The organism is Pseudomonas sp. DR 5-09 (genome assembly GCF_001655595.1).
Classification (GTDB): domain Bacteria; phylum Pseudomonadota; class Gammaproteobacteria; order Pseudomonadales; family Pseudomonadaceae; genus Aquipseudomonas; species Aquipseudomonas pharyngis.
Window position 1 is genome coordinate 38,140 of the sequence record NZ_CP011566.1, and the last position, 13,338, is coordinate 51,477.

General features: G+C 62.2%; 11 protein-coding genes. 9 read left to right on the forward strand and 2 right to left on the reverse strand.

Going from position 1 to position 13,338, the window contains the following annotated elements:
- Positions 1-199: 199 nt before the first annotated feature.
- The 9 genes from PDR5_RS00180 (at position 200) to PDR5_RS00220 (ending at position 10,376) form a co-directional block, all read left to right on the forward strand.
- Positions 200-1,507, forward strand: coding sequence for a CitMHS family transporter (locus PDR5_RS00180; protein WP_064592442.1), 1,308 nt, complete (start codon positions 200-202; stop codon positions 1,505-1,507).
- A gap of 71 nt (positions 1,508-1,578) precedes the next feature.
- Positions 1,579-2,346 (forward strand): TerC family protein, encoded by a 768-nt coding sequence (locus tag PDR5_RS00185; protein ID WP_064592444.1) that lies wholly within the window; start codon positions 1,579-1,581, stop codon positions 2,344-2,346.
- Positions 2,347-2,560: 214 nt separating this feature from the next.
- On the forward strand, positions 2,561-4,219 hold the full coding sequence (locus PDR5_RS00190; protein ID WP_064592449.1) for a Na/Pi cotransporter family protein: 1,659 nt from the start codon (positions 2,561-2,563) through the stop codon (positions 4,217-4,219).
- Between the two features lie 94 nt (positions 4,220-4,313).
- Positions 4,314-5,705: a M16 family metallopeptidase gene (locus PDR5_RS00195; protein WP_064592451.1), complete on the forward strand. Its 1,392-nt coding sequence runs from the start codon at positions 4,314-4,316 to the stop codon at positions 5,703-5,705.
- A 75-nt stretch (positions 5,706-5,780) separates the two neighbouring features.
- A complete protein-coding gene (locus tag PDR5_RS00200) occupies positions 5,781-6,809 on the forward strand; it encodes a DUF5924 family protein (protein WP_064592453.1) in 1,029 nt (342 codons plus the stop codon).
- A 55-nt stretch (positions 6,810-6,864) separates the two neighbouring features.
- The gene (locus tag PDR5_RS00205) at positions 6,865-8,013 is read left to right on the forward strand and encodes an ABC transporter permease (RefSeq protein WP_064592455.1); all 1,149 of its coding nucleotides are present in this window, start codon (positions 6,865-6,867) and stop codon (positions 8,011-8,013) included.
- Entirely contained in the window at positions 8,010-8,813 is an 804-nt protein-coding gene (locus tag PDR5_RS00210) for an ABC transporter ATP-binding protein (protein WP_064592457.1), read from the forward strand. The genes PDR5_RS00205 and PDR5_RS00210 overlap by 4 nt, the downstream gene beginning before the upstream one ends.
- A 1-nt stretch (position 8,814) precedes the next feature.
- Positions 8,815-9,753, forward strand: coding sequence for an MlaD family protein (locus PDR5_RS00215; RefSeq protein WP_039764886.1), 939 nt, complete (start codon positions 8,815-8,817; stop codon positions 9,751-9,753).
- Entirely contained in the window at positions 9,750-10,376 is a 627-nt protein-coding gene (locus PDR5_RS00220; protein ID WP_064592458.1) for an ABC-type transport auxiliary lipoprotein family protein, read from the forward strand. Before PDR5_RS00215 ends, PDR5_RS00220 begins: the two co-directional genes overlap by 4 nt.
- A 3-nt stretch (positions 10,377-10,379) precedes the next feature.
- On the opposite strand, the gene PDR5_RS00225 is transcribed toward PDR5_RS00220, so the two are convergent.
- Both PDR5_RS00225 and gltP read right to left on the reverse strand, forming a co-directional pair.
- Entirely contained in the window at positions 10,380-11,609 is a 1,230-nt protein-coding gene (locus PDR5_RS00225; protein WP_064592460.1) for a nucleoside recognition domain-containing protein, read from the reverse strand.
- A 102-nt stretch (positions 11,610-11,711) separates the two neighbouring features.
- Positions 11,712-13,043: a glutamate/aspartate:proton symporter GltP gene (gene gltP / locus PDR5_RS00230; RefSeq protein WP_064592462.1), complete on the reverse strand. Its 1,332-nt coding sequence runs from the start codon at positions 13,041-13,043 to the stop codon at positions 11,712-11,714.
- Positions 13,044-13,338 lie beyond the last annotated feature (295 nt).

Below are 13,338 nucleotides of genomic sequence, written 5' to 3' on the forward strand. Positions count from 1 at the left end.
TGCCGGCAACAGACCGGTTGGCCAACGCGTGTGATTGCTCGCACGACAGGCCCAATTAACAACAACAATGGTGATTCTGATGTCCTCTGTAACCCGCCTCCTCGCTCCGACTCCGCCCGTACGCCTCGTGCTTCCCGTTCTGCGCTGATCCAACCCGATCCGCTCACTTACTTAGCCGCGCTACGCCTGGAGTATTCCCATGCTGACTTTCCTTGGCTTCGCCATGGTCATAACGTTCATGTTCCTGATCATGACCAAGCGCCTGTCTGCGCTGATCGCTCTGATCATCATCCCGATCCTGTTCGCCCTGTTCGGTGGCTTTGCTCCGAAGATCGGCCCGATGATGCTCGAAGGTATTACCAAGCTTGCGCCGACCGGCGTGATGCTGATGTTCGCGATTCTGTATTTCGCCCTGATGATCGACTCCGGCCTGTTCGACCCGGCCGTGCGCAAGATCCTCAAACTGGTCAAGGGCGACCCGCTGAAAGTTTCGGTCGGCACCGCCGTACTGGCGCTCGTCGTTTCCCTCGATGGTGACGGCGCGACCACTTACATGATCTGCGTGGCCGCCATGCTGCCGCTGTACAGCCGCATCGGCATGAGCCCGCGGATCATGGCCGGTCTGATCATCCTCGCCGGTGGCGTGATGAACATGACCCCATGGGGTGGCCCGACTGCCCGTGCCGCCAGTGCCCTGCACGTAGACCCGTCGGACATCTTCGTGCCGATGATCCCGGCGATGGCTGCCGGTGTGGTGGCGATCCTGATCATTGCCTACTTCTACGGCAAACGTGAGCGTGCGCGTCTGGGTGAGCTGCACCTGATCGGCGACGAAATCGATCACAGCGAAATCAGCGTCTCGCAATTCCCGGATGCCCGCCGTCCGAAACTGATCTGGTTCAACGGCCTGCTGACCCTGGCCCTGATGTGCACGTTGATTGCCGGCCTGTTGCCGCTGCCGGTGCTGTTCATGGTGGCGTTCAGTATTGCCATGATCGTCAACTACCCTTGCCTGCAAATGCAGAAGGATCGCGTCGCCGCCCACGCCGGCAGCGTGCTGTCGGTGGTCAGTCTGATCTTCGCGGCGGGCATTTTCACCGGTATCCTGTCGGGCACCGGCATGGTCGATGCGATGTCGAAAAGCCTGCTGGCGGTGATCCCTGATTTCCTCGGCCCGTACCTGGCGGTGATCACGGCGCTGGTGAGCATGCCGTTCACGTTCTTCATGTCGAACGACGCGTTCTACTACGGTGTGTTGCCGGTGTTGTCCGAAGCGGCCAGCCATTACGGCATCACCGCGGTGGAAATGGCCCGTGCCTCGATCGTCGGTCAGCCGGTTCACCTGCTGAGCCCACTGGTGCCGTCGACATACCTGCTGGTGGCACTGGCGGGGATCGAGTTCGGCGATCACCAGCGTTTCACCCTGAAGTGGGCAGTGCTGGTCTGCCTGTGCATACTGGTCGGCGCCTTGCTGTTGGGGACTTTCCCGCTGTTCAGCACGTTGTAACGGCACCAAACTCACCCGGACGCCAGCTGATTGCTGGCGTCCTGGTTTAACACTCGCTCAAAGGAATACACATGGAATGGCTGACCAACCCTGAGATCTGGGTTGCCTTCTTCACCCTGACCGCCCTGGAAATCGTTCTGGGCATCGATAACATCATCATGATTTCGATCCTGGTCAGCCGCATGCCCAAACACATGCAGCAGCGCACCCGGATCTTCGGTCTTGGCCTGGCCATGATCACGCGGATCCTGTTGCTGCTGTCGATCACCTGGGTCATGCGCCTCACCGCCGACCTGTTCGAAGTGTTCGGCCAGGGCATTTCCGGTCGCGACCTGATCCTGTTCTTCGGTGGCCTGTTCCTGCTGTGGAAAAGCTCCCAGGAGATGTACCACGCACTGGAAGGTGAAGATGAAAGCGACGACGAGCCTTCGGGCAAGGGCGGCAACTTCCTCTACACCATCATCCAGATCGCAATCATCGACATCGTGTTCTCGCTGGACTCGGTGATCACCGCCGTCGGCATGGTGTCCCACGTTCCGGTCATGGTCGCGGCGATCATCGTGGCCGTGCTGGTGATGATGCTGGCCTCGGGCAAGATCAGCGAATTCATCGACAAGCACCCGTCGCTGAAAATGCTCGCGCTGTCGTTTCTGCTGGTGGTCGGCACCGTGCTGATTGCCGAATCGTTCGACGTGCACGTACCGAAAGGCTACGTCTACTTCGCCATGGCGTTCTCGCTGGCGGTCGAAGCGATCAACATCAAGATGCGCACCGCCATCGCGAAAAAACGCAAACAGCAGGATCCGGTGAAACTGCGCAAGGATATTCCGGGTCAGTAACCCGAATGCTGCGCAACAGATCAAAGGGCCTTCGGGCCCTTTTTTCATGGCCGCATGAACCTGTTTTCATGACACTTTTGTTTCAATCCCCGCTTTAGCTGTGCAATGCTGGCGCCCAGACCGTTAGCCAACTACAGCTTAAGTATCAGAACGTAGAAATTGCGCGGTACCGTCAACTTGCCCCTCTGGGGCGCTGCCATTACAGGGGGTCTGCATGCTCACCCTGCTCAATTTGCTGTCTGCCGTGGCCCTGCTGATCTGGGGCACGCACATCGTTCGAACCGGCATCCTGCGGGTGTACGGCACCAATCTGCGCCACGTGATCGGCCAGAACATGTCCAGACGCTGGCTGGCCTTTGTCGCCGGCATCGTTGTCACTGCGATGGTGCAGAGCAGCAACGCCACCGCCATGCTCGTGACGTCGTTTGTCGGTCAGGGCCTGATGGCGTTGACCCCGGCCCTGGCGACCATGCTCGGTGCCGACGTCGGTACGGCGCTGATGGCGCGGGTGCTGACGTTCGACCTGTCGTGGCTGTCGCCGCTGCTGATTTTTATCGGGGTAATTTTCTTTCTGTCGCGCAAACAGACGCGGCTCGGGCAGATGGGCCGCGTGTCCATTGGGCTGGGGCTGATCATTCTGGCGCTGCAATTGATCGTCGAGGCCGCTGCGCCGATCACCCATGCCCAAGGGGTGAAGGTGATTTTCGCCTCGTTGACCGGCGATATCCTGCTCGACGCCTTGGTCGGCGCGCTGTTCGCGATGATTTCCTACTCCAGCCTGGCGGCCGTGCTGCTGACCGCTACCCTCGCCGGCGCTGCGGTGATCAGCCTGCCGGTGGCGATCGGTCTGGTGATCGGCGCCAACATCGGCAGCGGCGTGCTGGCGTTCATGAGCACCAGCATGCAGAACGCCGCCGGCCGGCAGGTGGCGCTGGGCAGCCTGCTGTACAAGCTGATCGGGCTGCTGCTGATCATTCCGGTGCTCGACCCGCTGGTGCACTGGATCGACAGCCTGGATTTCAGCCCGCAGGAAATGGTCATCGGCTTCCACCTGCTCTACAACACTGCGCGCTGCCTGATCCTGCTGCCGAGCGTCGGGCCGATGGCGCGGCTGTGCGCCTGGCTGCTGCCGGAGCGGCCGGAGGTCAACGGCACCGCCAAGCCCCGCCACCTTGATCCCACCGCGCTGGTCACGCCGAGCCTGGCACTGGCCAACGCCGCCCGGGAAACCCTGCGCATGGGCGACCTGATCGACAACATGCTCGACGCGACCCTCGACGTGCTGCGCGGCAAGCAGACCGCCATCACTCAGGAAATGCGCAAGCTGACCGATGACGTCGAAGCGCTGTACAGCGCGATCAAGCTGTACCTGGCGCAAATGCCTCGCGAAGATCTCGGCGAGCAGGACAGTCGGCGCTGGGCGGAGATCATCGAGCTGGCGATCAACCTCAAACTGGCCAGCGACCTGATCGAACGCATGCTGCGCAAAGTGCAGCAGCAGAAGACTTCGCAACGCCGGTCGTTTTCCGAAGACGGACTGGAAGAACTGGCCGGCCTGCAACAGCAATTGATCGCCAACCTGCGGCTGGGGCTGTCGGTGTTCCTCAGCGGCGACAAGGAAAGCGCCCGCCAGTTGCTGCGCGAGAAACGTCGCTTTCGCGCCCAGGAACGGCGTCTGGCCCACGCCCATGTCAGCCGATTGCAACGCAAGATCGTGCAGAGTATCGAGACCAGTTCGTTGCACCTGGAGCTGATTGCTGACATGAAACGTTTGAACTCGCTGTTCTGCAGCAGCGCCTATGTGGTGCTGGAAACTTCCGATACCGGCGCGCTGGCGGCGGACGATATGGCGGACATCACGCATTCGCCTTGAACGTCTGGGGTTGTGGTCAGTCAGTAACTCAAGGTTCGGCCTCGCGGCCGGACTGACGACACGGATCTCCAATTCAGCCGTATGGAAGCTCGTTATGCGTTGCCTGTTGTTCGCTTGTCTGCTGCTCGGTTCCCTGCCCGCCTTCGCCCTGGATCGTTTTCAGGTCGAAGGCTATGCGCTGCCCAACGGTTTGCAATTGCTGCTCAAGCCCGGCACCGAGCGTGGGCACGTGGCTATCCGGTTGGTGATCGGCGTCGGTCTCGACGATTTCGACTGCAATGAAAAGGAGCTGCCGCACCTGCTCGAACACTTGCTGTTCAGCGGCATCGACGCCACCGGTGAAGGTGGTCTCGAAGAGCGCATGCAGGCACTCGGCGGTGACTGGAACGCCTTTACCAGCAACGCCGACACCACGTTCGTCATCGAAGCCCCGGCGAAAAACCAGCGCAAGGTCCTCGACCTGCTGCTGGACCTGCTGACCCAGACCCGCTTCGACGACAACGCGATCAACGCGGCCAAACGGGTGGTCGAGCGCGAGGACGGCGGCCATTACACCCGGCTGCAACGCTTCCTCGACCGGCAGGACCTGGGCCACACCGCGAGCAATCAACTGGCGGTCGAACTGGGCCTGAAATGCCCGCAACGGGCCGAAGTCGATGGCCTGACCCGCGAACAACTGGAGAAGGTGCGCAAGGCCTGGTACGCGCCGAACAACATGACCCTGATTGTCGTCGGCGACCTCGACAAACTGCTGCCGGCCTATCTGGAACGGGCGTGGGGCGCGCTGGAAGCGGTCGAGCCGAGCGAACACCGTCCGTTGCCGGACATCCGCGCCAGCGCCGCTCACGAACGCACGATCACTCGCGGCTTCATCGGCAACAGTGCCAAGCTGCACTGGCTGGTGCCGGAGCCGGTGCTGGACGACCAGTACGACGAAACCTTCGACCTGCTCAAGGAATACCTGGAGTGGGCGCTGTACCGCCAGTTGCGCCTGAACCACGGTTTATCCTACGGGCCATGGGCCGAACGCGAAGTGTTCGGCGGCGTCGGTTTCATGAGCCTCAACGCCGATCTTGATCGCGGTGATATCGCCGAAGCCGAACAAGTGCTGGAAGACCTCAAGGCCGACCTGCTGAAAAACGGCCTCGACGCCGACACCTTCAATCGCTTGAAACAAGCCGCCATCGCCCACCAGGCCTGGGCCGTGCAAGGCACCAGCGCCATGGCCGACTATTACTGGAGCGCGCTGGGCGACTACGAGGATGGCCGCTTTGCCGATCCTGCGCGGGAGCTGCAAGGCGTGACGCTGGAGGCGGCGAACAAGGCCATGCGCGAGTTGCTGCTGCAACCGGGTTATCTGCGGATCGAGAAACCGCTGCTCAGTGACGATCAGGTGTTGTGGCTGCTGGCGGGCGGATTGGGCGTGCTGGTGCTGATTCTGCTCGGCTGGCGCCTGCATCGGCGCAAGTCCGTGCATCCGGAATGACCGGCAGCCTCGCCACACGGCCCGGCGGGCGGTACTCTGTCGGGGTTTTTTCCTCGACTCTTGTGAACCGCCCAAATGTCTAAATTGACCCTCCTGATCCAGCGCATTCTCGAACTGATGAAGCGCTACCCCGGGGTCATTGCGCTCGGCGGTTTCATCTCCGGGGTCGGCAGCTTCATTCTGGTCGACCGGCAACAGGGGCTGGCGAGCTGGATCACCACGATCATGCTGCTGAGCTGGATCTGGCTGATGCTGGAAAACAGCCTGACCAAACTGTTCACGCGGATCTTCAAACGGGAAATCCCCCAGCCGCTGCTGCGTTACGCGACGCAGATGATTCACCAGGAAAGCCTGTTTTTCGTCCTGCCGTTCTTCTTCATCACCACTACCTGGAACAGCGGCCAGCTGTTTTTCACCGGGCTGCTGTGCATCGCGGCGCTGGTCTCGATCGTCGACCCGCTCTACTACAAGTGGCTGGCGCCACGGCGCTGGGCGTTCCTCGCGCTGCACACCCTGACCCTGTTTGCCGCCCTGCTCACGGCGCTGCCGGTGATCATGCACCTGACCACTTCGCAGAGCTTCAAATGGGCGCTGGGGATTGCGGTGGTGTTGTCGTTCCCGAGCCTGGCGTCGATCTTCCCGATCCGCACCGTGCGCAATGCCCTGGCGATCCTGTGCATTACGGTCGGCATCGGTGGTGTGGGCTGGGTCCTGCGTTCGTGGGTGCCGCCGGCGACGCTGTGGATGACCGACGTGGCGATCAGCACTCAGGTGCAGGACCGGGTGCCGGGGGCCAGCCTCAAGGAAGTCAGCGCCGAACAGATCCGTGGCGGCGGGCTCTACGCCTACACCGCGATCAACGCGCCGCGCGGGCTCGACGAGCGGATTTATCACGTCTGGCAGTTCAACGGCAAAGAGGTCGACCGCATCGCCCTCGACATCCACGGCGGGCGCAAGGAAGGCTACCGGGCCTGGACCCACAAGCAGAACTTCCCCGGCAACCCGGCAGGCAAGTGGCAGGTGCGGGTGTTGACCGAAGACGGTCAGGTGATTGGCGTGCTGCGCTTCGAGGTCACGGACAGCACACCGACCAAAGAAAAGTAACCGGGTTCGTGCTATTACGTAGGTTCGTCTCGATAGCCGAACAAGCACGGAGCTTATGACCAGCAGCCCAATGACCGGCAGTGCCCGCCTGGACACCTCGATCACCCCTGCCCGCCTGCGGGTGACCGGGGACTGGACGCTTGCCCATTACGCCGACCTCAAGCAACTGAGCGAAACGCTCCACGGCCAGTACGACGCCAACACCCCCATCGATCTCAACGGCCTCGGCGCCCTCGACACCGCCGGTGCGTCGCTGCTGGTGGAGCTGCTCGGCTCGGAGCGGCTTGGCAAGTCCGCCGAACACCCCGACTGCACGATTTCCAGCGCCGACCGCGCCCTGCTGCAAACCGTGTATCGCTCGCTGACCGATTTCTGCGTGCCGATCAAGGAACCGGAAATCAGCGTCAGCGTGCAACTGCTGACGCGCATCGGTCGGGCCGTCGACACGGTCTGGCGAGACACCCTGCAATTGCTCGGCTTCGTCGGCCTGATTCTCGAAACCATCGCCCGCAGCCTGTTCCGGCCCAAGCGCTGGCGGATCACGCCGATGATCGCCCACATCGAACAGACCGGCCTCGACGCCGCGCCCATCGTCGCGTTGCTGACCTTTCTGGTGGGCGCGGTGGTGGCGTTCCTCGGGGCGACGGTACTGGCCAGTTTCGGCGCCAGCGTGTTCACCGTGGACCTGGTGGGCTTCGCCTTCCTGCGCGAGTTCGGCGTCTTGCTCACAGCGATCCTGATGGCCGGCCGCACGGCCAGTGCCTTCACCGCGCAGATCGGCTCGATGAAGGCCAACGAGGAAATCGACGCGATTCGCACCCTCGGCCTCGACCCCATGGAGTTGCTGGTGGTGCCCAGGGTGCTGGCGCTGCTGGTGGCGCTGCCGATGCTGACCTTTCTGGCGATGATCTGCGGGATCGTCGGCGGCGCAGTGGTTTGCGCGGTGTCGCTGGATATCTCGCCGGCGATGTTCCTGTCGCTGCTGCAAAGCGACATAGGGATTCAACATTTCCTGGTGGGTCTGGTCAAAGCCCCGATCTTCGCGTTCCTGATTGCCGCCATCGGCTGTCTGGAAGGCTTCAAGGTCAGCGGCAGCGCCGAATCGGTCGGCGCCCACACCACCTCCAGCGTGGTGCAATCGATTTTCGTGGTGATCGTGCTCGATGCGGTTGCCGCGCTGTTTTTCATGGAGATGGGCTGGTGAGTCGTCTACCCCGCGCGCCCTCTGAGGCGGTGATCGAAGTTCGTGGCCTGTGCAATCGCTTCGGCCGCCAGAGCGTGCACGAGAACCTCGATCTCGACTTGTACAAAGGCGAAATCCTGGCCGTGGTCGGCGGTTCCGGCAGCGGTAAATCGGTGTTGCTGCGCAGCATCGTCGGCTTGCGCCAGCCCAGTGAAGGCATGGTCAAGGTGTTCGGCCAGAACCTGCCGAGCCTGCCGGAGCATGAGCGCTCGCTGATCGAACGGCGCTTTGGTGTGTTGTTCCAGAAAGGCGCGCTGTTTTCGTCGCTGACCGTCACCGAGAACGTCGCCCTGCCCCTGATCGAACACGCCGGTCTGAGCCGCGACGACGCCGAGCATCTGGCGGCGGTGAAGCTGGCGCTGGCCGGTCTTCCGCTGTCGGCAGCGGACAAGTACCCGGCTTCGCTGTCCGGCGGCATGATCAAGCGCGCGGCACTGGCCCGGGCGCTGGCGCTGGACCCGGACATCCTGTTTCTCGACGAACCCACCGCCGGCCTCGATCCGATTGGCGCCGCGCAGTTCGACCAATTGATCCTGACCCTGCGCGATGCCCTGGGCCTGAGCGTATTTCTGGTGACCCACGACCTCGACACGCTCTACACCATCACCGACCGCGTCGCGGTATTGGCGCAGAAGAAGGTGCTGGTGGCCGGTCCCATCGACGTGGTCTCGGAAACCGACGACGCGTGGATTCACGAATACTTCCACGGCCCTCGCGGCCGCTCGGCGCTGGACGCCGCCAAACAGCTCAACGAGGTCTGACATGGAAACCCGAGCCCATCATGTGTTGATCGGCCTGTTCACGGTGATTGTGGTGGCAGGCGCCCTGCTCTTCGGTCTGTGGCTGGCCAAGTCCAGTGTCGACACCGAGTTCAAGGATTACGAAGTCGTGTTCAACGAGGCGGTCAGCGGCCTGTCCCGGGGCAGCCCGGTGCAGTACAGCGGGATCAAGGTCGGCGACGTGGTCAGCCTGCGCCTCGACCCGCAGGACCCACGTCGGGTGCTGGCACGCATTCGCCTGGCCGGCGACACGCCGGTCAAGGAAGATACCGAAGCCAAACTGGCCCTGGCCGGGATCACCGGCACCTCGATCATCCAGCTCAGTGGAGGCACGCCGCAAAGTCCGAAACTCAAGGGCCATGACGGCAACCTGCCGACCATCGTCGCATCGCCCTCGCCCATCTCGCGGCTGCTCAGCGACAGCAACGATTTGATGAGCGGGGTCACGACGTTGCTCAGTAATGCCAATCAGATGTTCTCTGCCGACAACATCGAGCGCGTGAGCAAGACCCTTGAGCATCTGGAGCAGACCACCGGTTCGATCAACGATCAGCGCGGCGACCTGCGTCAGGCCATGCAGCAACTGGCGACGGTCGGCAAACAGGCCGGCAACATGCTCGAACAGACGTCCGCGCTGATGCGCAACGCCAACGGCCTGCTCAACGATCAGGGCAAACAGGCGCTCGGCAGTGCCGAACAGGCGATGAAATCCCTGGAGCAAAGCAGCGTCACCATCAACGGCCTGCTCAGCAAGAATCAGAATTCCCTCGACAGCGGCATGCAGGGCCTCAACGGCCTGGCCCCGGCGATTCGCGAACTGAGGGAGACACTGAATTCGCTGCGCGCCATTTCCCAACGCCTGGAGGCCAACCCCAGCGGTTACCTGCTGGGCAGTGACAAGAACAAGGAGTTCACGCCATGAAGCTGACTCGCCTCGCCCTCCTCGCCGGCTTCACGCTGATCAGCGCGTGCTCGATCCTGCCCAAGTCCGAACCGTCGGATGTCTATCGCCTGCCGGCGGCACAGGCACCCGCCTCGGCCGGTTCGGCGGCTGCTCAGCACTGGTCGCTGCGCCTGAACAAACTGCAGGCCAGCGAAGCGCTGAACCGGCCGAGCATTGCGGTGATTCCTCAGGGAGATGTGATCAGCAGCTACAAGGCCTCGCGCTGGAGCGATCCGGCACCGGTGCTGATGCGTAATCGGTTGCTTGATGGATTCCAGCGCGATGGCCGGGTATCGCTGTTGAGCACCGACGACAGCAACTTCCAGGCGGATCTGGAACTGGGTGGCAGCCTGCAGGCGTTTCAGACCGAGTATCAGGGCACGCAGGCCAGCGTGGTGGTGCGGGTCGATGCGCTGCTGGTGCGCGGTTACGACCAGCGGATTCTCGCCAGTCGCCGCTTCGAAGAACGTCAGCCGCTCAGTGATGTGAAGGTTCCGGCGGTGGTGGCCGGATTCGGGCAGGCCAGTGATCGTCTCACCGCGAAAGTCGTGGCGTGGGCGGTGGAGCAAGGGCAGAAAGTTGCCCCACCTGCCCGGCCTTGAGCCTTAACCGAAGAACCAGTAGCAGACGCCGATTGCGCCGAGCACACCCGCCAGCTCGGCCAGCAGCGCACAACCCACGGCATGCCGGGCGCGCTGGATGCCCACCGCGCCGAAGTACACCGCCAGCACGTAGAACGTGGTTTCGGTGCTGCCCTGAATGGTTGCGGCCACCAGCGCCGGGAAGCTGTCCACGCCCGAGGTCTTCATCGTTTCGATCAGCATCGCCCGGGCGGCGCTGCCGGAGAACGGTTTGACCATGGCGGTCGGCAGCGCATCGACGAAGCGCGTGTCCCACCCTGCCCACTCCACCAGATGGCGGATGCCGTCGAGGCCGAAGTCCAGCGCGCCCGATGCGCGCAATACGCCGATCGCGCAGAGCATCGCCACCAGATACGGCAGCAGGTTCTTGGCAACGTCGAAACCTTCCTTCGCACCTTCGACGAACGCTTCGTAGACCTTCACCTTGCGCAAGGCGCCGATCACCAGGAACAGCATGATCAGGCCGAACAGCGTCAGGTTGCCGAGGATCGACGACAGGCCCGCCAGCGCAGTGGCCGACATTGTCGCGAGCAACGCCATGAAGCCGCCGAGGATCAGCGCGCCGGGAATCAGGTAGGCCAGCACCACGGGGTCCCAAACCCGCAGGCGCTGCATGAACGCCACCGACAGGAAGCCGACGATGGTCGAGCAACTGGTGGCCAGCAGGATCGGCAGGAACACCAGCGTCGGGTCCGGCGCGCCTTGCTGGGCGCGATACATGAAGATCGTCACCGGCAGCAGGGTCAGGGACGAGGCATTCAGTACGAGGAACAGGATTTGCGCGTTGCTGGCGATGGTCGAGCTGGGATTGAGCTCTTGCAGCGCCTTCATGGCTTTGAGGCCGATCGGCGTGGCGGCGTTATCCAGGCCCAGGCCGTTGGCGGCGAAGTTCAGGGTAATCAGGCCGATGGCCGGGTGGCCCGCCGGCACTTCCGGCATCAGCCGCAGGAACAGTGGCCCGAGCACTTTGGCCAGCCATTCAACGATGCCAGCCTTCTCGGCGATGCGCAGGAAACCCAGCCACAGGGTCAGCGTGCCGAACAGCAGCACCATGACTTCGACCGACAGCTTGGCCATGGCAAAAATGCTTTCCACCATCGCCGCGAAGATCCCGGCATTGCCGCCGATCAGCCATTGCCCCAGCGCCGAAACGGCTGCCACGATGAAGAAGCCAAGCCACAGGCCATTAAGCATCAGTCAAATCCCCCGGAAGATGCGGCGAATGATAGCGGGGTCGCCAGAAACGACAAACCCCGGATTTCTCCGGGGTTTGTCAGGGTGCCTTGCGGGCGGGGATCAGTTGTTCGAAACGTCACCGGCCGGCAGTTTTTCCTTGCTGCGCCAGTGCGGCAGCGAGTTCCAGTAGCGCTGGCCCTTGGCGTCGTCGTACATGCCTTCCCAACGAGCGATGACCAGTACGGCGAGGGCGTTGCCGATCACGTTCAGGGCGGTACGCGCCATGTCCATCACACGGTCGACACCGGCGATGAAGGCCAGGCCTTCCAGCGGAATACCCACGCTGCCCAGGGTGGCCAGCAGCACCACGAAGGACACGCCCGGCACGCCGGCGATGCCTTTGGAGGTAACCATCAGGGTCAGGACCAGCAGCAGTTGCTGGCTGATCGACAGGTCGATGCCGTACAGCTGGGCAATGAAGATCGCCGCGATGGACTGGTACAGGGTCGAGCCGTCGAGGTTGAACGAGTAGCCGGTTGGTACTACGAAGCTGCAGATGGCTTTCGGTGCGCCGTAGGCTTCCATCTTCTCGATCACCCGTGGCAGCACGGTTTCCGAGGAGGCGGTGGAGTAGGCCAGGACCAGCTCATCCTTGAAGATGCGCATCAGCTTGATCACCGAGAAACCGAACATCTTGGCGATCAGGCCCAACACCACAAAGGCGAAGAAGGCGATGGCGACGTAAACCAGGATCACCAGCTTGGCCAGCGGCAGCAGCGAGGCGAAACCGAAGTTGGCCACGGTCACCGCGATCAGGGCGAACACGCCGATTGGCGCGTAGTTCATGATCATGTGGGTGACTTTGAACATGCTTTCCGATACGCCCTGGAACATCTTCACCAGCGGCTCGCGCAGGTCCGACTGCAGGCTCGACAGACCGAGACCGAACAGCACGGAGAAGAAGATGATCGGCAGCATTTCGCCGCGAGCCATGGCCGCGAAGATGTTCGACGGGATCAGGTTGAGGATGGTCTCGATGAACGCGTGTTCATGCTGCACTTCGGCGGCGGTCGCCTGGTACTTGGAGATGTCCACAGTGCCCAGGGTGCTCATGTCGATGCCGGCACCCGGATGGAACAGGTTGGCCAGCAGCAGGCCGACGACGATGGCGATGGTGGTGACGATTTCGAAGTAGATGATGGTTTTCAGGCCGATGCGCCCGAGTTTCTTGGCGTCGCCCACGCCGGCGATGCCGACGATCAGGGAAGAGATGACGATCGGGATCACGATCATCTTGATCAGACGGATAAAGATATCGCCTGCCGGTTGCAGGACGTTGCTGATCCACCAGGCCTTTTCGGCGCTGAAATGGTTAAGCAACGCGCCGATTGCAATCCCCAATACCAGACCGATGAGGATCTGCCAGGCGAGGCTAAGCTTTGCCTTCTTCATTATCTTTACCCTTACTTGCGTTTGACTCAGGCACATGCAGGAACTGGAACGCTCATCAGCGGAAAAGTCTGTGCATCTGCCTCCGTATAAGGTGCCCCGAAGCGCGTATTTACGGCTCTCCGGCAGGCGAAAAAAGGCGCAACTATTCCGATGCAAGGTTGCGCCGTCTAATGCCGTAAACGCCTACCCTATGCCGAATCGGCATGAGCTTTTTTTTATGAAACTGGCGTCCCAACCGGTTCGAATACGACATTTCGGCAGGCATAAGTGCCGTGAACCGGCCATTACAGCGTAG